Origin of the sequence: Franzmannia qiaohouensis (assembly GCF_031451695.1) — a bacterium.
GTDB classification, from domain to species: Bacteria; Pseudomonadota; Gammaproteobacteria; order Pseudomonadales; family Halomonadaceae; genus Franzmannia; species Franzmannia qiaohouensis.
Map to the genome: position 1 here is coordinate 81164 of NZ_JARWAM010000015.1, position 19221 is coordinate 100384.

The 19221-nt window shown below is 61.8% G+C and carries 31 protein-coding genes; 1 reads left to right on the forward strand and 30 read right to left on the reverse strand.

Annotated elements, in window-relative coordinates:
- Position 1: 1 nt before the first annotated feature.
- Entirely contained in the window at positions 2–610 is a 609-nt protein-coding gene (ssb, locus tag QC821_RS18175; protein ID WP_309724415.1) for a single-stranded DNA-binding protein, read from the reverse strand.
- Between the two features lie 67 nt (positions 611–677).
- Entirely contained in the window at positions 678–2063 is a 1386-nt protein-coding gene (locus tag QC821_RS18180; protein ID WP_309724468.1) for an MFS transporter, read from the reverse strand.
- Between the two features lie 180 nt (positions 2064–2243).
- Here QC821_RS18180 and uvrA point away from each other — a divergent pair, with 180 nt between their 5' ends.
- Positions 2244–5105, forward strand: coding sequence for an excinuclease ABC subunit UvrA (gene uvrA / locus QC821_RS18185; RefSeq protein WP_309724417.1), 2862 nt, complete (start codon positions 2244–2246; stop codon positions 5103–5105).
- Positions 5106–5310: 205 nt separating this feature from the next.
- Here uvrA and rplQ read toward each other — a convergent pair whose 3' ends face one another.
- From rplQ to rpsJ, 28 genes are all read right to left on the reverse strand, one after another.
- Positions 5311–5697: a 50S ribosomal protein L17 gene (gene rplQ / locus QC821_RS18190; protein WP_076749583.1), complete on the reverse strand. Its 387-nt coding sequence runs from the start codon at positions 5695–5697 to the stop codon at positions 5311–5313.
- Positions 5698–5736: 39 nt separating this feature from the next.
- Complete coding sequence (locus QC821_RS18195; protein ID WP_095623198.1) at positions 5737–6735, reverse strand: DNA-directed RNA polymerase subunit alpha; 999 nt, start codon at positions 6733–6735, stop codon at positions 5737–5739.
- A gap of 81 nt (positions 6736–6816) precedes the next feature.
- On the reverse strand, positions 6817–7437 hold the full coding sequence (rpsD, locus tag QC821_RS18200) for a 30S ribosomal protein S4 (protein ID WP_095623199.1): 621 nt from the start codon (positions 7435–7437) through the stop codon (positions 6817–6819).
- Positions 7438–7449: 12 nt separating this feature from the next.
- Complete coding sequence (gene rpsK, locus QC821_RS18205) at positions 7450–7836, reverse strand: 30S ribosomal protein S11 (protein WP_011505752.1); 387 nt, start codon at positions 7834–7836, stop codon at positions 7450–7452.
- A 39-nt stretch (positions 7837–7875) separates the two neighbouring features.
- On the reverse strand, positions 7876–8232 hold the full coding sequence (gene rpsM, locus QC821_RS18210; RefSeq protein WP_095623200.1) for a 30S ribosomal protein S13: 357 nt from the start codon (positions 8230–8232) through the stop codon (positions 7876–7878).
- 267 nt (positions 8233–8499) lie between these two features.
- On the reverse strand, positions 8500–8613 hold the full coding sequence (rpmJ, locus tag QC821_RS18215; protein ID WP_009099023.1) for a 50S ribosomal protein L36: 114 nt from the start codon (positions 8611–8613) through the stop codon (positions 8500–8502).
- A gap of 28 nt (positions 8614–8641) precedes the next feature.
- Positions 8642–9973, reverse strand: coding sequence for a preprotein translocase subunit SecY (secY, locus tag QC821_RS18220; protein ID WP_309724430.1), 1332 nt, complete (start codon positions 9971–9973; stop codon positions 8642–8644).
- A complete protein-coding gene (rplO, locus tag QC821_RS18225) occupies positions 9974–10408 on the reverse strand; it encodes a 50S ribosomal protein L15 (protein ID WP_095623202.1) in 435 nt (144 codons plus the stop codon).
- Positions 10409–10411: 3 nt separating this feature from the next.
- On the reverse strand, positions 10412–10594 hold the full coding sequence (gene rpmD / locus QC821_RS18230) for a 50S ribosomal protein L30 (protein ID WP_095623203.1): 183 nt from the start codon (positions 10592–10594) through the stop codon (positions 10412–10414).
- Between the two features lie 6 nt (positions 10595–10600).
- Entirely contained in the window at positions 10601–11101 is a 501-nt protein-coding gene (rpsE, locus tag QC821_RS18235; RefSeq protein WP_095623204.1) for a 30S ribosomal protein S5, read from the reverse strand.
- A gap of 12 nt (positions 11102–11113) precedes the next feature.
- Complete coding sequence (gene rplR / locus QC821_RS18240) at positions 11114–11464, reverse strand: 50S ribosomal protein L18 (protein ID WP_095623205.1); 351 nt, start codon at positions 11462–11464, stop codon at positions 11114–11116.
- Between the two features lie 9 nt (positions 11465–11473).
- Complete coding sequence (gene rplF, locus QC821_RS18245; protein WP_309724434.1) at positions 11474–12004, reverse strand: 50S ribosomal protein L6; 531 nt, start codon at positions 12002–12004, stop codon at positions 11474–11476.
- 9 nt (positions 12005–12013) lie between these two features.
- Positions 12014–12406 carry a 30S ribosomal protein S8 gene (gene rpsH, locus QC821_RS18250; RefSeq protein ID WP_163501186.1) on the reverse strand — a complete coding sequence of 131 codons (393 nt, stop codon included), beginning with the start codon at positions 12404–12406 and terminating at the stop codon, positions 12014–12016.
- Positions 12407–12438: 32 nt separating this feature from the next.
- A complete protein-coding gene (gene rpsN / locus QC821_RS18255; RefSeq protein ID WP_095623208.1) occupies positions 12439–12744 on the reverse strand; it encodes a 30S ribosomal protein S14 in 306 nt (101 codons plus the stop codon).
- Positions 12745–12754: 10 nt separating this feature from the next.
- Positions 12755–13294, reverse strand: coding sequence for a 50S ribosomal protein L5 (rplE, locus tag QC821_RS18260; protein ID WP_076749600.1), 540 nt, complete (start codon positions 13292–13294; stop codon positions 12755–12757).
- Between the two features lie 18 nt (positions 13295–13312).
- The gene (gene rplX, locus QC821_RS18265) at positions 13313–13627 is read right to left on the reverse strand and encodes a 50S ribosomal protein L24 (RefSeq protein ID WP_009723895.1); all 315 of its coding nucleotides are present in this window, start codon (positions 13625–13627) and stop codon (positions 13313–13315) included.
- 14 nt (positions 13628–13641) lie between these two features.
- Positions 13642–14013 (reverse strand): 50S ribosomal protein L14, encoded by a 372-nt coding sequence (rplN, locus tag QC821_RS18270; RefSeq protein WP_008959163.1) that lies wholly within the window; start codon positions 14011–14013, stop codon positions 13642–13644.
- A 54-nt stretch (positions 14014–14067) separates the two neighbouring features.
- Entirely contained in the window at positions 14068–14328 is a 261-nt protein-coding gene (gene rpsQ / locus QC821_RS18275) for a 30S ribosomal protein S17 (protein WP_076749603.1), read from the reverse strand.
- A gap of 1 nt (position 14329) precedes the next feature.
- Positions 14330–14521 (reverse strand): 50S ribosomal protein L29, encoded by a 192-nt coding sequence (gene rpmC / locus QC821_RS18280; RefSeq protein ID WP_076749605.1) that lies wholly within the window; start codon positions 14519–14521, stop codon positions 14330–14332.
- Complete coding sequence (gene rplP / locus QC821_RS18285; protein WP_076749606.1) at positions 14521–14934, reverse strand: 50S ribosomal protein L16; 414 nt, start codon at positions 14932–14934, stop codon at positions 14521–14523. Before rplP ends, rpmC begins: the two co-directional genes overlap by 1 nt.
- Positions 14935–14949: 15 nt before the next feature.
- The gene (gene rpsC / locus QC821_RS18290) at positions 14950–15648 is read right to left on the reverse strand and encodes a 30S ribosomal protein S3 (RefSeq protein ID WP_076749607.1); all 699 of its coding nucleotides are present in this window, start codon (positions 15646–15648) and stop codon (positions 14950–14952) included.
- An 11-nt stretch (positions 15649–15659) separates the two neighbouring features.
- A complete protein-coding gene (rplV, locus tag QC821_RS18295; RefSeq protein WP_076749609.1) occupies positions 15660–15992 on the reverse strand; it encodes a 50S ribosomal protein L22 in 333 nt (110 codons plus the stop codon).
- An 18-nt stretch (positions 15993–16010) separates the two neighbouring features.
- Positions 16011–16286 (reverse strand): 30S ribosomal protein S19, encoded by a 276-nt coding sequence (gene rpsS, locus QC821_RS18300; RefSeq protein ID WP_008959165.1) that lies wholly within the window; start codon positions 16284–16286, stop codon positions 16011–16013.
- Between the two features lie 22 nt (positions 16287–16308).
- Positions 16309–17136: a 50S ribosomal protein L2 gene (gene rplB / locus QC821_RS18305; RefSeq protein WP_095623210.1), complete on the reverse strand. Its 828-nt coding sequence runs from the start codon at positions 17134–17136 to the stop codon at positions 16309–16311.
- 17 nt (positions 17137–17153) lie between these two features.
- A complete protein-coding gene (rplW, locus tag QC821_RS18310; RefSeq protein ID WP_076749611.1) occupies positions 17154–17450 on the reverse strand; it encodes a 50S ribosomal protein L23 in 297 nt (98 codons plus the stop codon).
- Positions 17447–18055, reverse strand: coding sequence for a 50S ribosomal protein L4 (gene rplD, locus QC821_RS18315; protein WP_095623211.1), 609 nt, complete (start codon positions 18053–18055; stop codon positions 17447–17449). Before rplD ends, rplW begins: the two co-directional genes overlap by 4 nt.
- A 14-nt stretch (positions 18056–18069) precedes the next feature.
- Complete coding sequence (rplC, locus tag QC821_RS18320; protein WP_163501188.1) at positions 18070–18708, reverse strand: 50S ribosomal protein L3; 639 nt, start codon at positions 18706–18708, stop codon at positions 18070–18072.
- A 154-nt stretch (positions 18709–18862) separates the two neighbouring features.
- A complete protein-coding gene (rpsJ, locus tag QC821_RS18325) occupies positions 18863–19174 on the reverse strand; it encodes a 30S ribosomal protein S10 (protein ID WP_016419080.1) in 312 nt (103 codons plus the stop codon).
- Positions 19175–19221 lie beyond the last annotated feature (47 nt).

Sequence of the window (19221 nt, forward strand, 5' to 3'; positions counted from 1 at the left end):
ATCAGAACGGGATTTCGTCGTCGAAGTCGTCGAAGCTACCCGGCGCCGGCGCTCCATAGTTATTGCCCTGCTGCTGGCCGCCCTGGGCCGGCGGCTGCTGGGGAGCCGGCTGCGGCGTCGGCTGCTGCGGCCGCGGCTGCTGGCCCTGGCCAAACCCACCGCCCTGGGGGGGCGGCTGCGGCGCATTGCCGCCCTGCTGAGGGTAGCCACCCTGCTGGGGCATGCCGCCGGCATAGTTGCCCTGCTGCTGGAAGTCGCCGCCCTGGCCAGCGCCGCGACTATCGAGCATCTGCATGTCGTTGGCGACGATCTCGGTGCTGTAGCGATCCTGACCGTCCTGGCCCTGCCACTTGCGCGTCTGCAGGCGCCCTTCGATGTAGATCCGCGAGCCTTTCTTGACGTACTGCTGGGCGATCTCGGCCAGCTTGTTGAACAGCACCACGGTGTGCCATTCGGTGCGCTCCTGACGCTGGCCGCTCTGACGGTCGGTCCAGCTGTCGGTGGTGGCGATACGCAGATTGGCCACCGGGTTGCCGGAGGGCAGGAAGCGCACCTCCGGATCCTGACCGAGGTTACCGATCAAGATGACTTTATTTACTCCACGAGCCATGTCTCGCTCCTTGATTGCCGGGCGACGCCATGACGCCCCCGATGTCTTGTTGACCACCAGCCAACGGCTAGTGGTTTCGCTTGATCCCCACCACTCGCGCCAGGGCATCGCTGTCGAGGCGCTGGCGGTCGACCTTGAGATAGGCCAGCCGCTCTTCAGGCACCACCAGCACGTCCTCCACCCCAGCCACGTCGGCAAAACGCTCCATCAGCGTCTCCAGGGCATCACCATGCGCCTGCTCGTCCAACGCTACCACTTCACTGGCCAGATGGCGCGGCGCCGGCATCCCCCAGATCGCCGCCAGCCAGCCCAGCCCAACCAGCGCACTGCCATAGAATACCGCATCATAGCCCCACTGTTGGGCCAGGGCACCGCCCATGACGCCGCCCAGGAAGGCGCCCAGGAACTGGCTGGTGGAGTAGACCCCCATGGCGGTGCCCTTGGCCCCCGCCGGCGCCAGCTTGCTGATCATCGAGGGCAGCGTCGCCTCGAGCAGATTGAAGGCGATGAAAAAGCCCAGCAGCAGCAGGCTCATCGACACCAGACCAACGGGCAACGCACCGAGCCCCAGCAGGCACAGCGCCATGCCGGCTACCGCCAGCAGGAACACGCCGCGCATGCGGTGACGCTTCTCGGCAAAGATCACCAGCGGCACCATGACCACGAAGGCCAGCGCCATGACCGCAAAGTAGACCCAGCCATGGTGCGGCAGGGCGATGCCCACCTCCAGCAGGCGGAACGGCACGGCAACGAAGATCGCCATCAGGATCAGGTGCAGGGCAAAGATCGAGATATCCAGTCGCACCAGGTCGCTGCGCCCCAGGGTCGCCTTGAGCTGGGCACGGTCGAGCAGCACGTCGCGATGGCGCAGCCGGCGCGGCGCCTGGGGCACCAGCCGCCACAGCACCAGCAGACTCAGCGCCGCCAGCAGCGCGGTGAACCAGAACACCCCGGACAGGCCGAAGCCGCTGGCCAGCCACGGGCCGATGACCATTGCCAAGGCAAAGGCCACGCCGATCGACATGCCGATGGTAGCCATCGCCGCGGTGCGCACCTGCTCGCGGGTCTGGTCGGCGAGCAGCGCCATGATGGCCGCCGCCACCGCCCCGCTGCCCTGCAGGCAGCGGCCCAGAATCACCCCGCCAATGCTGTCGGCCAGTGCGGCGACCACGCTGCCGAGCATGAACAGTACCAGCCCGGCGGCGATCACCGTCTTGCGTCCAATGCGGTCGGAGAGCAGGCCGAAGGGAATCTGCAGGATCGCCTGGGTCAACCCGTAGGCACCCAGCGCCAGGCCGATCAGCAGCGGCGTGGCGCCGGCCAGGTCGTCGGCATATAGCGCCAGCACCGGCAGCACCATGAACAGCCCCAGCATGCGCGAGGCATACAGGCTGGCCAGGCCGATGATGGCACGGCGTTCGGTGGCTAACAGCAGACCAGAGAGCATGCGCAGTGCAACGTGTCGAACTCGTGTGGACGGGCGCGGGACGCCCGAGGATGACGGACCGAGTATTCTACCCACTCGCCGCCGTACAGGGAATCCATGCCGTAATGCCGCTGCATGACATGCGCCTTTGCCGCGACTCATGGCGGGGCCGTATAATCGAGCTTTTGCGCTGCGCATGAGGTGGTAATGGACAGGATTCTGGTCAGGGGTGCGCGCACCCACAACCTCAAGCAGGTCGACGTCGAGCTGCCCCGCGACAAGCTGATCGTGGTCACCGGGCTGTCCGGCTCCGGCAAGTCGTCGCTGGCCTTCGATACGCTCTACGCCGAAGGCCAGCGCCGCTACGTCGAGTCGCTCTCGACCTACGCCCGGCAGTTCCTGTCGATGATGGAGAAGCCCGACGTCGACCATATCGAGGGCCTCTCGCCGGCAATCTCCATCGAGCAGAAGTCCACCTCCCACAACCCGCGCTCCACCGTCGGCACCATCACCGAGATCTACGACTACCTGCGCCTGCTGTTCGCCCGCGCCGGCACCCCGCGCTGCCCGGAGCACGGCGAAGACCTCGAGGCCCAGACCATCTCGCAGATGGTCGACCAGGTGGTGGCGCTGCCCGAGGGCAGCAAGCTGATGCTGCTGGCACCGGTGGTCAGCGGCCGCAAGGGCGAGCACCTGCAGCTGCTCGCCGAGCTGCGCGCCCAGGGCTTCGTGCGCGCCAGGATCGACGGCCAGATCCTCGAGCTCGACGACATCGCGCCGCTGGACAAGAACAAGAAACACGACATCAGCGTGGTGGTCGACCGCATCAAGGTCCGCGACGGCCTGCAGCAGCGCCTCGCCGAGTCATTCGAGACCGCACTAGGCCTGGCCGACGGCGTGGCGGTGATTCACTTCATGGACGGCGAGCACGAGGATATCAATTTCTCGGCGCGCTTCGCCTGCCCGGTCTGCGGCTACTCCATCGCCGAGCTCGAGCCGCGGATGTTCTCGTTCAACAACCCCGCCGGCGCCTGCCCGAGCTGCGACGGCCTTGGCGTTCAGCAGTTCTTCGACCAGGCCAAGCTGATCAGCCACCCCGAACTGTCGCTGGCCGAGGGCGTGATCAAGGGCTGGGACCGACGCAGCGTCTACTACTTCAACCAGCTGCAGGCGGTGGCCAGCCACTACCGCTTCGCTCTGGAGACGCCCTGGCAGGATCTCGCCCGCCACGAACAGGAGGTGATCCTCCACGGCAGCGGTCACGACGACATCGCCTTCAGCTACGTCAACGACCGCGGTCGCAAGGTCACCCGCGAGCACCCCTTCGAGGGCGTGCTACCCAATATGCAGCGCCGCTACCGCGAGACCGAATCCAACATGGTGCGCGAGGACCTGGCCAAGTACCTCGCCGTACAGCCCTGCCCCAGCTGCCACGGCACCCGGCTGCGCCAGGAGTCACGCCACGTCTATATCGACGATCGCACGCTGCCGGAGATGGTGCGCATGCCGATCGGCGAGGCGCTGCGCTATTTCCAGCAGCTGGCACTGCCCGGGCGCAAGGGCGAGATCGCCGTCAAGATCGTCAACGAGATCCAGGCGCGCCTGGAGTTCCTGGTCAACGTCGGCCTCGACTATCTCAACCTGGAGCGCAGCGCCGAGACCCTCTCCGGCGGCGAGGCCCAGCGCATCCGCCTGGCCAGCCAGATCGGCGCCGGCCTGGTGGGGGTGATGTATATCCTCGACGAGCCCTCCATCGGCCTGCACCAGCGCGATAACGACCGCCTGCTCAAGACCCTGGTGCATCTCCGCGACCTGGGCAATACCGTGATCGTGGTCGAGCACGACGAGGAGGCGATCCTCGCCGCCGACCATGTGCTCGACATCGGCCCGGGCGCCGGCGTCCACGGCGGCCAGATCGTCGCCCAGGGTACCCCGCAGCAGATCAAGGAGTGCAAGCAGTCGCTGACCGGCCAGTACCTGGCCGGCACACGGCGCATCGAGGTACCGCCGTGGCGGATTCCCGGCAACCCCGAGAAGCAGCTGCGCCTCACCGGCGCCACGGGCAACAACCTTCAGGACGTGACCCTGACGCTGCCGCTGGGGCTGCTGGTCTGCATCACCGGCGTCTCCGGCTCCGGCAAGTCGACGCTGATCAACGGCACCCTGATGCCGATCGCTGCACGCGAGCTCAATCGCGCCACCACCCTGACCCCGGCTCCCCATGTTGGCATCGAGGGCCTCGAGCAGCTCGATAAGGTCATCGACATCGACCAGAGCCCCATCGGCCGCACGCCGCGCTCCAACCCGGCCACCTACACCGGCATCTTCACGCCGATCCGCGAGCTGTTTGCCGGCACCCAGGAGGCGCGCTCGCGGGGCTACAAGCCGGGACGCTTCAGCTTCAACGTCAAGGGCGGGCGCTGCGAGGCGTGCCAGGGCGAGGGCATGATCAAGGTCGAGATGCACTTCCTGCCCGACATCTACGTGCCCTGCGACGTCTGCAAGGGCAAGCGCTACAACCGCGAGACGTTGGAGATCAACTACAAGGGCAAGAGCATCCACGAGGTGCTGGAGATGACCGTCGAGGAGGCGCTGGAGTTCTTCTCACCGGTACCCGCCATTGCCCGCCGCCTGCAGACCCTGCTCGACGTCGGGCTCTCCTACATTCGCCTCGGCCAGAGCGCCACCACGCTCTCCGGCGGCGAAGCGCAGCGCGTCAAGCTGGCTCGCGAGCTGGCCAAGCGCGATACCGGCCAGACGCTCTACATCCTCGACGAGCCCACCACCGGCCTGCACTTTGAGGACATCCGCCAGCTGCTTACCGTGCTGCACCGCCTGCGCGACCACGGCAACACCATCGTGGTCATCGAGCACAACCTGGATGTGATCAAAACCGCCGACTGGATCATCGACCTCGGCCCGGAAGGCGGCTCCGGCGGCGGTCAGATCATTGCCGAGGGCACCCCGGAGCAGGTCGCCAAGATGGCAGGGTCTCACACCGGCCACTTCCTCAAGCCGCTGCTGGCACGTGCCAAGACCCACAAAACCGAGCCGGAGGCCACCGCTTAAATCGCCAAGTGCCATCAGGCCAGCGCTTGGCGCGTACACAAGCGAACCTCATTCTTCATGGATGAAGAATGGAGCGCCCAAGGAGGGGTTCACAGCGTGTGAGCGTTGTACGCGGCAAGAACAGCTGGCCTCCGGCTGCCTGTAAAAAAACCGGCTCCTCGAAAGGAGCCGGTTTTGTCTGCCGTGCCGAAGGCAACGCCGGGGATCACTCCTCGGCGGCAGCCTCTTCGGCAATCGGACGGTCGACCAGTTCGACGTAGGCCATGGGCGCGTTGTCGCCGGTGCGGAAACCGCACTTGAGAATACGGACGTAACCGCCCGGACGCTCGACGTAACGCGGACCCAGCTCGTTGAAGAGCTTGCCGACCGTCTCTTTCGAGCGGGTGCGGCTGAAGGCCAGACGACGGTTGGCGACGCTGTCCTGCTTGGCCAGGGTGATCAGCGGCTCGATATGACGACGCAGTTCCTTGGCCTTGGGCAGGGTAGTCTTGATCATTTCATGCTCGACCAGCGACACGCACATGTTCTTGAACATGGCCTGGCGATGCGAGCTGGTACGGTTTAAGTGGCGACCACTCTTACGATGACGCATGGTTGTGATTCCTTACCAAACTGGGACTCGAGTCGACGCTCACGCGGAGGCCTTGTCGTCCTTCAGGCTTGCCGGCGGCCAATTCTCCAACCGCATGCCTAGGGACAGACCGCGCGCAGCCAACACGTCCTTGATTTCATTCAACGACTTCTTGCCGAGATTCGGGGTCTTCAACAGCTCCACCTCGGTGCGCTGGATCAGATCGCCGATGTAGTAGATATTCTCGGCCTTCAGGCAGTTGGCACTGCGGACGGTCAACTCGAGATCGTCTACGGGACGCAGCAGGATGGGATCGATATGATCCTCTTCCTCCTCCACTTCCTGTTCCTTGTCGGCTTCCAGGTCGACGAACGCACCCAACTGCTCTTGCAGGATGGTCGCGCTGCGACGGATCGCCTCTTCCGGATCCAGGGTGCCGTCGGTTTCCAGGTCGATGACCAGCTTGTCGAGGTCAGTACGCTGCTCGACACGCGCCGCTTCAACGGCGTAGGAAACCCGGCGAACGGGGCTGAAGGTCGCATCCAGCTGCAGGCGACCAATGGCCCGTGATTCGTCATCCGCACCAAGGCGGGTATCCGCCGGCTCATAGCCACGACCGCGAGCAATCTTGAGCTGCATCTGCAGCTCGGCGCCCTCGTTGACGTGGGCGATGACGTGCTCGGGGTTGACGATCTCGACGTCGTGGTCGGTGGCGATGTCACCCGCGGTCACGATGGTCGGGCCCTGCTTGTTCAGCGAGAGCACCGCCTCGTCGCGGCTGTGCATCTTGATCCCCACGTCCTTGAGGTTCAGGAGGATCTCGATGACGTCTTCCTGGACCCCTTCGATCGCACTGTACTCGTGATCGACACCCGCGATCTCGGCTTCCACCACGGCACAGCCGGGCATCGACGAGAGCAGGATGCGACGCAGAGCATTCCCCAGGGTGTGACCGAAGCCGCGCTCGAACGGTTCGAGCACGATCTTCGCGTGGTGCGCGCTGATCTCTTCGACCTTGATATCGCGAGGACGGAGAAACTCTGTCACTGAACGCTGCATATGAACACCTTTCAGGCTGCCAAACGGATACTCGGTACTCTGCACCGGGCCCTTGCGGGCCCGGCATCACCCGTCGGGTGATTACTTCGAGTACAGCTCGACGATCAGGTTTTCGTTGATGTCGGCAGACAAGTCGCCACGTTCAGGCAGGGCCTTGAAAGTGCCTTCCATCTTCTTGGAGTCGACGTCGATCCATGCCACATCGCCGCGGTTGGCGGAGATCGCCAGTGCCGACTGGATGCGAGCCTGGTTCTTGGCCTTCTCACGAACGGACACCACGTCACCCGGCTTGACCTTGTAGGACGCCACGTTGACGGTCTTGCCATTGACGACGATCGCCTTGTGGCTGACCAGCTGACGCGCTTCAGAGCGAGTCGAGCCGAAGCCCATGCGGTAGACGACATTGTCCAGTCGGGATTCGAGCAGCTGCAGCAACACTTCACCGGTCGCGCCCTTGATGCGGGCCGCTTCCTTGTAGTAGTTGCGGAACTGCTTTTCGAGTACGCCATACATACGACGCACTTTCTGCTTCTCACGAAGCTGCAAGCCGTAGTCGGAAAGACGCTGACGGCGCTGGCCGTGCACACCCGGGATCTGCTCGGATTTGCACTTTTTCTCGAAGGGAGTGACACCGCTCTTCAGAAAGAGGTCGGTACCCTCACGACGAGACAGTTTGCACTTCGGTCCAATGTAACGAGCCATGAATCTGTCTCCTTAAACGCGGCGTTTCTTCGGCGGACGGCAGCCGTTGTGGGGAACGGGCGTCGCGTCGGTGATGCTTTGCACGCGGAAACCGGCGGCGTTGAGCGCGCGCACGGCGGATTCACGGCCTGGACCGGGGCCCTTGACCAGCACGTCGACGTTTTTCACACCATACTCGGCTGCAGCAGTCGCTGCACGTTCGCTTGCCACTTGAGCAGCGAACGGGGTGCTCTTGCGAGAACCACGAAAACCCGAACCACCGGCAGTCGCCCATGACAGAGCGTTGCCCTGGCGGTCTGTGATCGTCACGATCGTGTTGTTAAAAGAGGCATGGATGTGGGCAACCGCATCCACTACCTGCTTTTTCACCTTTTTACGGTTACTACGCGGGTTAGCCATGTTGATGTTTCTTCCTGTCTTAACGCCAGAACATGCGTGTTATTTGCGGATCGGCTTGCGCGGGCCCTTGCGGGTACGCGCATTGGTCTTGGTACGCTGACCACGCAGCGGAAGACCACGACGATGACGCAGACCACGGTAGCAACCCAAGTCCATGAGACGCTTGATATTCAGCGTCACATCACGACGAAGGTCACCTTCTACGGTGTACTTGCCGACTTCAGAACGCAGGGTGTCCAGCTCTTCGTTGGACAGTTCCTGGATCTTGGTGGTCGGCGCAATACCGGCAGCAGCACAGACTTCCTGTGCACGAGTGCGGCCAATCCCGAAGATATAGGTCAGCGAGATCGCCGCATGCTTGTTGTCCGGGATATTGACGCCTGCAATACGGGCCATCAGCTTACTCCGAAGTTTGCGAAAAACCGCTTGAATGGCTGCGCGGGCGAATCGCTGCGTTGCGCGGTGCTCGAAATCCTCGCCTATACCAATAGGCTCTGGTTCCTGCGCGCCGTGCGCCTAGCGCTTCACTCCGCTCGCCGATTCAGTCGGCGTTTTCTGAGCGGCTTGCTCGATTAATCATCTACAAAAGGCGCAACAGCATACCCCTTTCCCTACCAGAGGGCAAGGGGCATGCCGGCACCCGGTTGAATCACAGACCAGGAATCAACCCTGGCGCTGCTTGTGCCGCGGTTCGATGCAGATGACGCGCACGGCGCCATTGCGTCGAATGATCTTGCAGTTACGGCACATTTTCTTTACGGAAGCTCGAACTTTCATCGTTCTCTCCAAATCGCAACGGCGCGCCTCAGCGCATGATGCCGCCGCTACCGTAGCCTTTCAGGTTGGACTTCTTCATCACCGACTCATACTGGTGCGACATGAGATGCGACTGCACCTGGGCCATGAAGTCCATGATGACCACGACCACGATCAGAAGCGAGGTACCGCCGAAGAAGAACGGCACGTTCCACGCCACGATCAGGAACTGGGGCATCAGGGAAACCGCAGTGATGTACAAGGCACCGAACAGGGTCAGACGGGTCATGACCTTGTCGACATAGCGAGCAGTCTGCTCACCAGGGCGTATGCCCGGCAGGAAGGCCCCTGACTTCTTGAGGTTGTCAGCGACATCCTTGGGGTTGAAGACCAGCGCTGTGTAAAAGAAGCAGAAGAATATCACCGCCGCGCCGAAAAGCAAGATATACAGTGGCTGTCCCGGCCCGAGAGCCAACGACGCCGTCTGCAGCCACTCCATGCCCTCGCCGGCGCTGACCCACTGGCCCAGCGAGGCGGGGAACAGCAGTATGCTCGACGCGAAGATGGCCGGGATGACACCCGCCATGTTGACCTTCAGCGGCAGATAGCTGCTCTGGCCGGCATACATCTTGTTTCCCACCTGACGGCGCGGATAGTTCACCGTGATACGGCGTTGGCCGCGCTCGATGAACACCACGAACGCCACGGTGGCGATACCCAGTACCGACAGCGCCAGCAGCGGCAGTACGTTCCAGGCGCCTTCGTTGCGCGCCAGCTCGAACGCCTGACCCACAGCACCCGGCAGACCTGCGACGATCCCGGCGAAGATCAGCAGCGAAATGCCGTTGCCGATGCCCTTCTCGGTAATCTGCTCGCCCAGCCACATCATGAACACGGCGCCGGCGACAAAGGTCGTCACTGCCGTGAAATAGAAGCTGAAGTCGGGAGTGTAGGCGATGCCCTGGCCGGCCAGGCCGACGGACATGCCGACTGCCTGGATGAAGGCCAGCACCACCGTACCGTAGCGCGTGTACTGGCTGATCTTGCGGCGGCCGGCCTCGCCTTCCTTCTTGAGCTGTTCAAGATGGGGCGAGACCGCAGTCAGCAGCTGCATGATGATCGACGCCGAGATGTACGGCATGATGCCGAGGGCGAAGATACTCATGCGCTCCAGGGCGCCACCCGAGAACATGTTGAACATGCCCAGGATGGTGCCCTGCTGCTCCCTGAACAAGGCAGCAAGCTGGTCAGGATTGATACCGGGCACGGGGATGTGGGCACCGATCCGGTACACCACGATGGCGAGGAGCACGAAGCGCAAACGCGCCCACAGTTCACCCAGACCGCTGCCCATCGCCGGCATTTTTCCTGACTTAGCCATTTAGTCCTCTACCTTGCCGCCGGCAGCTTCGATCGCAGCACGGGCACCCTTGGTGACCTTGATGCCGCGAACGGTAACCGCCGTGTTCAGTTCGCCGGAGAGGATCACCTTCGCATGCTGCGTGGCGTCCTTGAGCACGTTGGCATCCTTGAGGGACTGCAGGGTGACGTCGCCACCCGCGACCTTGGCCAGCTCGGCCAGGCGCACTTCCTCGGATACCAGCGACTTCATGGAAGTGAAGCCGAACTTGGGCAGACGACGCTGCAGCGGCATCTGACCGCCCTCGAAACCGGGCTTGACCGAGCCACCGCTGCGCGACTTCTGGCCCTTGTGGCCACGGCCACCGGTCTTGCCCAGACCGGAGCCAATGCCACGACCGACGCGCTTCTCGGCGTGCTTGGAGCCCGGTGCCGGGCTCAGGCTATTGAGTTTCATGGATTACTCTCCCTCAACGCGCACAAGGTAGTTCACCTTGTGGATCATGCCGCGTACGGCGGGGGTGTCTTCCAGTTCGACCGCATGACCGATCCTGCGCAGCCCGAGACCCTTCATGGTGGCCTTGTGCTTGGGCAGAATGCCGATGGTGCTGCGGGTCTGGGTAACCTTGAGTGTTGCTGCCATGGTGTCTTACCCCGAGATCGCTTCGACAGACAGGCCGCGCTTGGCGGCGATGTCGTCCGGAGACTGCATGGAGGCGAGACCATTGATGGTCGCGCGCACCACGTTCACCGGGTTGGTGGAACCGTAGCACTTGGCCAGGACGTCATGGACGCCAGCCAGCTCGAGCACGGAGCGCATGGCACCACCGGCGATGATCCCGGTACCCTCTGAGGCCGGCTGCATGAATACCTTGGAGGCGCCGTGACGGGCCTTCACCGGGTACTGCAGCGTGTGGCCGCTGAGGCTGACCTTGATCATGTTACGGCGCGCCTGGTCCATGGCTTTCTGGATCGCGACCGGCACTTCACGCGCCTTGCCGCGGCCGAAGCCGACACGACCATTGCCATCACCAACGACGGTCAGTGCGGTGAAACCGAAGATACGGCCACCCTTGACCACCTTGGCGACACGGTTGACCTGCACGAGTTTCTCTTGCAGATCGCCGTTGTTCTGTTCGTTCTTCGCCATCGTAAAAACCCTTTAGAATTCCAGGCCGCCTTCACGAGCGGCGTCGGCCAGGGCCTTGACTCGACCGTGGTACTTGAAACCGGCCCGGTCGAAGGCAACCTGAGTGATGCCCGCTTGCTTGGCGCGTTCGGCAATCAGCGCGCCAACCTTGGAGGCGGCGTCCGAATTACCTGTCGCACCCTCGCGCAGGGCCTTGTCCAGCGTCGAAGCGCTGGCCAGGACCTTGCCACCATCCGGCGAGATGATCTGCGCATAGATGTGGCGTGGGGTACGGTTTACGCACAGGCGGAACACGCCCAGCTCGCGAATCTTGGCGCGAGCGCGGCGGGCACGACGGAGACGAGATTCTTTCTTCGCGTTCATAACCCTGCCTTACTTCTTCTTGGCTTCTTTGCGGCGGACCTGCTCGTCGCCGTACCGGATACCCTTGCCCTTATAGGGTTCGGGCGGACGGAAGGCGCGGATTTCCGCGGCGACCTGGCCGAGCTGCTGCTTGCTCGCGCTCTTCAGCACGATGATGGTGTTCTTCGGGGTTTCCGCAGAGACACCTTCCGGCAGCGTGTATTCGACCGGGTGGGAGAAGCCGAGTGTCAGGTTGAGCGTCTTGCCACTTGCCTGGGCACGATAGCCGACGCCATTGATCTCGAGGGACTTGGTGAAGCCCTCGCTTACACCGGTGACCATGTTCTGGACCAGTGCACGGGTAGTGCCGGCCATTGCCCAGCTCTTGGCGGACTCACTCGGCACGAAGGTCAGCTGACCCTCTTCCTGGCCGATGATCACGTCGCCATGAATGCTCATGGACAACGTGCCTTGAGCGCCCTTGACGCTCAGCTGGTCGCCGTCGAGTTTAGCCTCGACGCCGCTAGGCAATTTAACCGGATATTTGGCTACGCGGGACATTCCAAACTCCTAGAATACGGTGCAGATGACTTCGCCACCGACACCAGCCTGACGGGCCGCACGATCGGTCATCACGCCATTGGAGGTGGAAACGATCGCGATACCCAGGCCATCGGCGACTTTCGGCAGTGAAGCCTTGCCCTTGTACTGGCGCAGGGACGGCTTGGACACCCGCTGAATGTGCTCGATGACGGCCTTGCCCTCGAAGTACTTGAGGGTCACGGTCAGCTCGGGCTTGGCACCTTCAGCGACGGCGAAGTCGTGAATGTAGCCCTCTTCCTTCAATACGCGGGCCACCTCGACCTTCAGCTTGGAGGACGGCATGGTGACCGTCTCCTTGGTGGCCATTTGCGCATTGCGGATACGAGTAAACATATCCGCCAGCGTATCTTGCATGCTCATTACGTTGCGCTCCTGATGATTCTACGTGGCCGTTACCAGCTGGACTTTTTGAGTCCAGGGACGTCGCCACGCATGGCGGCTTCACGCAGCTTGTTACGGCCGAGGCCGAACTTGTTGTAGAAGCCGTGCGGACGGCCAGTGATCCGGCAGCGGTTACGCTGACGCACCGGGCTGGAGTCGCGCGGCAGCTGCTGCAGCTTGAGCTGCGCGTCGAAGCGCTCTTCGTCGGAAGCGTTCACGTCGTTGATGATAGCCTTGAGCTCGCGCCGCTTGGCAGCGTACTTCTCGACCATCTTGGTACGCTTGAGTTCGCGCTCTACCATGCTTTTCTTTGCCATGATCCCACCCTTATTTCTTGAACGGGAAGTTCAGCGCGCTCAGCAGCGCACGACCTTCTTCATCGGTGTTGGCAGTGGTGGTGATGGTGACGTCCAGACCACGGATCCGGTCGATCTTATCATATTCGATCTCCGGGAAGATGATCTGCTCACGCACCCCCATCGAGTAGTTGCCACGACCGTCGAAGGACTTCGGGTTGAGACCACGGAAGTCACGTACGCGGGGGATCGCGATATTCACCAGGCGGTCCAGGAAGTCCCACATGCGCGCACTGCGCAGTGTGACCTTGATACCAATGGGCCAGCCTTCACGCACCTTGAAGCCCGCGATGGACTTGCGTGCCTTGGTGACCATCGGCTTCTGACCGGAGAGCTTCTCCAGGTCACCGACGGCATTTTCGATCAGCTTTTTATCGCTGGTCGCTTCGCCGATACCCATATTGAGGGTCACCTTGGTGATCCGGGGTACCTGCATAACGTTGGCGTAGCTGAACTGCTCTTTGAGTTGAGCCACCACCTCGTTCTGATAACGTTCTTTCAAGTTCGCCATTTTGCTACCCGACTCGCGTTAGGCGTCGATCTGCGTCTGCGTCGACTTGTAGATACGTACCTTGGTACCGTCTTCCTTCACCTGGAAGCCGACGCGATCCGCCTTACCGGTCTCCGAATTGAAGATGGCTACGTTGGACGCGTGAATCGGAGCCTCGCGCTCGACGATACCGCCCTGATTGCCCGCCATGGGATTGGGCTTGGTGTGACGCTTGATCATGTTCACACCGGACACCACGAAGCGGTTTTCGAGAACCCGCTTAACGGTGCCACGCTTGCCCTTATCCTTGCCGGCGATGACGATTACTTCGTCATCACGTTTGATCTTTTGCATATCCGCCTCGCTCCTTACAGCACTTCAGGCGCCAAGGAAATGATCTTCATGAACTTTTCATTACGAAGTTCACGAGTGACCGGCCCAAAAATACGGGTTCCGATCGGCTGCTCGTTGGTGTTGTTCAACAGAACCGCCGCATTTCCATCGAAGCGGATCAGCGAACCGTCGGGACGACGGACGCCGCTGCGGGTGCGAACGACCACCGCCTTGAGAACCTGGCCCTTTTTGACCTTGCCCCGCGGGATGGCTTCTTTCACCGTTACCTTAATGATGTCACCCACTCGGGCGTAGCGACGGTGTGAACCGCCCAGCACCTTGATGCATTGCACCCGGCGCGCTCCGCTGTTGTCGGCGACATCCAGCATTGTCTGAGTCTGAATCATCGGTTTTCTCCAAACCTAATCTGACTGCACTGGTTTCGAAGGCGCTTGTCGAACTTAGCCCTTGGCTTGCTCGACCACCTCGACCAACGTCCAGGCTTTCTTCTTGGACAGGGGACGCGATTCCTGAATGGAAACGGTGTCGCCGTCCTTAGCCTGATTCGCCTCGTCATGGGCGTGCAGCTTGGTGGAGCGCTTCATGTACTTACCGTAGATCGGGTGACGCTCGCGGCGCTCGATCATAACGACGATGGACTTGTCCATCTTGTCGCTCACCACCTTGCCGGTGAGCGTACGGGCTTTCTTTTCTTCGGCCATCTCAGTCACCTGCCTTCTCGTTGAGCACAGTCTTGACGCGGGCGATATCCCGACGGACCTGCTTGAGCAGATGAGTCTGGCTCAGTTGGCCGGTGGCCTTCTGCATGCGCAGGTTGAACTGCTCGCGGAGGAGTTCAAAGAGCTGCTCATTAAGCTCTTCTACTGACTTTTCACGAATTTCCTGGGCTTTCATCACATCACCGTCCGTTTCACAAAGGTGGTGGAGACCGGAAACTTCTGAGCGGCCAGGCTGAATGCCTCACGCGCCAGCTCTTCAGAAACGCCTTCGATCTCGTACAGGACACGGCCTGGCTGGATCTGAGCGACCCAATACTCGACCGAGCCCTTCCCCTTACCCATACGGACTTCCAGGGGCTTCTTGGAGATCGGCTTATCCGGGAACACACGGATCCAGATCTTGCCACCACGCTTGACGTGACGGCTGATGGCACGACGACCCGCTTCGATCTGGCGGGCGGTAACGCGACCGCGACCCGTGGCCTTGAGGCCATACTCACCGAAACTCACTTTGCTACCGCGATGCGCCAGGCCACGGTTGCGGCCTTTCTGCATCTTGCGGAATTTCATACGCTTGGGTTGTAACATCGATTCGCTCTCCCCTTACCTGGAACCTTTCTTCTTGGAGGGCGCGTTCGTCGGCTGCTTAGCCTTGGCGCGAACCTCTTCGATGCCCCCGAGGATTTCACCCTTGAAGACCCAGACCTTGACACCGATGATGCCGTAGGTGGTCTTGGCTTCGTAGGTGGCGTAGTCGATGTCCGCACGCAGGGTATGCAGCGGCACACGGCCTTCGCGGTACCATTCGGTACGTGCGATTTCCGCACCGCCAAGACGACCGGACAGCATCACCTTGATGCCGCCTGCGCCGAGGCGCATGGCGTTCTGTACGGAACGCTTCATGGCGCGACGGAACATCACACGGCGCTCGAGCTGGCCGGCGATGTTCTGCGCGACGAGCTGGGCGTCGAGTTCCGGCTTGCGGACCTCTTCGATGTTGACGTGCACCGGCACACCCATCATCTGGGTGACGTCGCGACGCAGCTTGTCGACGTCTTCACCCTTCTTGCCAATCACGATGCCCGGACGGGCAGTGTGAATGGTGATACGGGCGTTGTTGGCCGGACGCTCGATGTGGATGCGACTCACGGACGCATTCTTCAGACGCTCCTCGAGGAAGCGACGCACTTCGAGATCGTTGTTCAGCTTGTCGGCATAGGCACCGCGCTCGGCGTACCACACCGAGGTATGGTCTTTGACGATACCCAGCCGAATACCTGTCGGATTTACTTTCTGACCCATCTGGTCGACTCCTACTTCTCGGCTACCTTGACGGTGATGTGGCAGGTGCGCTTCAAGATACGATCCGCACGGCCTTTGGCGCGCGGCTGGATGCGCTTGAGCGTCATGCCCTCATCGACACAGATGGTCGAGACACGCAGCTCGTCGATGTCCATGCCGTTGTTTTCTTCCGCATTCGCGATGGCGGACTGAAGCACTTTCTTGACCAGCTTGGCAGCCTTCTTCGGTGAGAAGGTCAGCAGGTCAATAGCTTCGGCGACCGGTTTACCGCGCACCTGGTCAGCCACCAAACGGGCCTTCTGGGCGGATAAACGAGCGCCACGCAGCTTAGCTGTGACTTCCATCTCTCAATCCTCTCTGGCTTACCGTTTGGCTTTCTTGTCCGCCGCATGACCGCGATAAGTGCGGGTGGCAGCGAATTCGCCCAGCTTGTGGCCAACCATTTCCTCGGAGACATGCACCGGGACGTGTTGGCGACCGTTATGGACTGCAATGGTGAGGCCCACCATGTTCGGCAGGATCATGGAGCGACGCGACCAGGTCTTGATCGGTTTGCGGTCGCTCTTCTCCACTGCAGCCTCAACCTTCTTCAGCAGATGAAGGTCGATAAAAGGACCTTTCTTCAGTGAACGTGGCACAGCCGTTACCCCTTAATGTGTGTTACTTGGCCTTGCGGCGACGAACGATAAGCTTGTCGGTGCGCTTGTTCTTACGGGTCTTGTGGCCCTTGGTGGGGATACCCCACGGGGAGACCGGGTGACGACCACCGCTGGTGCGGCCTTCACCGCCACCGTGCGGGTGATCCACCGGGTTCATTGCCACGCCGCGAACAGTCGGACGCACACCTCTCCAGCGCTTCGCACCGGCCTTGCCAAGTTGACGCAGGCTGTGCTCGGAGTTGCTCACTTCACCCAGGGTCGCACGGCACTCGGCCAGGACCTTGCGCATCTCGCCGGAGCGAAGACGCAGCGAAGCATAGTTGCCTTCGCGGGCGACCAGCTGCGCGCTGGTACCGGCGCTGCGTGCGATCTGTGCGCCCTTGCCGGGCTTCAGCTCGATGCAGTGCACGGTGGAGCCCACCGGGATGTTACGCAGCGGCAGGGTATTGCCCCGCTTTATGGCTGCGTTGACGCCGGACTCGAGGGTATCGCCAGCCTTCACGCCCTTGGGCGCGATGACGTAGCGGCGCTCGCCGTCCAGGTACTTGAGCAGTGCAATGTGGGCACTGCGGTTCGGGTCATACTCGATGCGCTCAACGACGGCGGGAACGCCATCCTTGGTGCGCTTGAAGTCGACCATACGATAGTGCTGACGGTGACCACCGCCCACGTGGCGGGTGGTGATGCGACCGTTATTGTTACGTCCACCGGACTTGGACTTCTTCTCAAGCAGCGGCGCGTAAGCGCGGCCCTTGTAGATCTCGTCGTTGACAATCTTGACGACGTGACGACGACCGGCGGAAGTGGGTTTAGTCTTGACTACTGCCATGATCCGTACTCCTGCCCTTATTCGGCGCCAGAGAAGTCTTCGAGCGTCTCGCCCGCGGCCAGGGTCACATACGCCTTGCGGTAACCCTTGCGCTGGCCGATGCCATGTGCGGTGCGCTTGGTCTTGCCCTTCATGTTCAAGACCTGCACGCGATCGACCTTCTTGCCGAAGAGAGCCTGGACGGCTTTCTTGATTTCCGGCTTGGTCGCATCATCCGCCACCTTGAACACATACTGATTGCGCTCAGCGGCGAAGGCGGCCTTCTCGGTCATGTGCGGACCAAGCAGAACCTTGAATACACGTTCCTGGTTCATGCCAGCTTCTCCTCGAATTTACGCAGAGCAGAGACGGTGACCAGCACCTTGTCGAAGGCGACCAGGCTCACCGGGTCGGCAGCGGCAACGTCCACGACATCCACGTTGGGGATGTTGCGGGCGGCCAGGTAAAGCTTCTCGTCGACCTCTTCGGTCACGATCAGCACCTTCTCCAGACCCAGTTCGCCGAGCTTGGCGACCAGCTGCTTGGTCTTGGGCGCGTCGACGGTGATCTCTTCGACCGCCACCAGACGCTCCTGACGCACCAGCTCGGAGAGGATCGAACGCATCGCCGCACGGTACATCTTGCGGTTGACCTTCTGCGAGTGGTCCTGGGGACGCGCTGCAAAGGTCACACCGCCGCTACGCCACAGCGGCGAGCGGATGGTACCGGCACGGGCACGACCGGTGCCCTTCTGGCGCCACGGCTTCTTGCCGCCGCCGCGCACGTCAGAGCGGTTCTTCTGGGCACGGCTACCCTGGCGACCACCGGCCAGATAGGCGGTGACGACCTGGTGTACCAGTGCTTCGTTGAATTCTTTGCCAAAGGTCGCATCGGACACTTCGACAGTGCCGGCGCTGGCACCTGCGAGATTCAAATTCATCGGTTCCAACCCCCTCAGCGAGCTTTGACGGAAGAGCGCACGACGACATCGCTACCCGGCGCACCAGGGACAGCGCCCTTGATCAGCAGCAGGTTGCGTTCGGCGTCGACACGGACGACTTCCAGGCTCTGCACGGTGCAGCGGACATTGCCCATCTGACCGGCCATCTTCTTGCCCTTGAAGACGCGACCCGGGGTCTGGCACATGCCGATGGAACCCGGCGCGCGATGCGACAGCGAGTTACCGTGGGTGTTGTCCTGGGTGCGGAAGTTCCAGCGCTTGACGGCGCCTTGGAAGCCCTTGCCCTTGGAGGTACCGGTCACATCGATGATCTGACCAGCTTCGAAGAGGGATACGGTGAGTTCGCCACCCACTTCCGGAGCTTCGTCGCCTTCGGCGAGACGGAATTCCATCAGTGAACGACCGGCCTCGGTACCTGCCTTGGCAAACTGTCCAGCTTGCGCCTTGGTCAGGTGCTTGGCCTTGCGGGAACCGGTTGTAACCTGGACTGCGCTGTAGCCGTCGGCATCGACGGTCTTGACGCGAGTCACGCGGTTAGGCTCAACCTCGATAACGGTTACGGGCACGGATGCGCCATCTTCGGTGAAGACACGGGTCATGCCCGCCTTCTTACCGACCAAACCGATAGTCATGTTCAGTCTCCTAATAGTGTACGGGGCTATCACCCGCTATGGCTGCCCTTTCCAGAGCATTCCACTAGCACGTTGTATGACGCCATCTCGGCGTGGCGGCTGCTGCTCGGCGATCTGTATGCCGGGCGCTGGGCCGCAAGTGTCTAGTGAGGTCTCAGTCGAGTTTGATTTGCACGTCCACGCCAGCGGCGAGGTCGAGCTTCATCAGTGCGTCAACGGTCTTTTCTGTGGGTTCGACAATGTCGAGCACACGCTTGTGAGTGCGGATCTCATACTGGTCGCGCGCGTCTTTGTTGACGTGTGGCGAGATCAGAATGGTGTAGCGCTCACGATTGGTCGGCAGCGGGATCGGACCACGAACCTGAGCACCGGTACGCTTGGCGGTTTCTACGATCTCCGCGGCGGACTGGTCGATCAGGCGATGGTCGAACGCTTTCAACCGAATGCGAATCTTTTGGTTCTGCATTAGCCCTAAACTCCAATGGATGTCGACGGCGCGAGCCGTCTACCCAC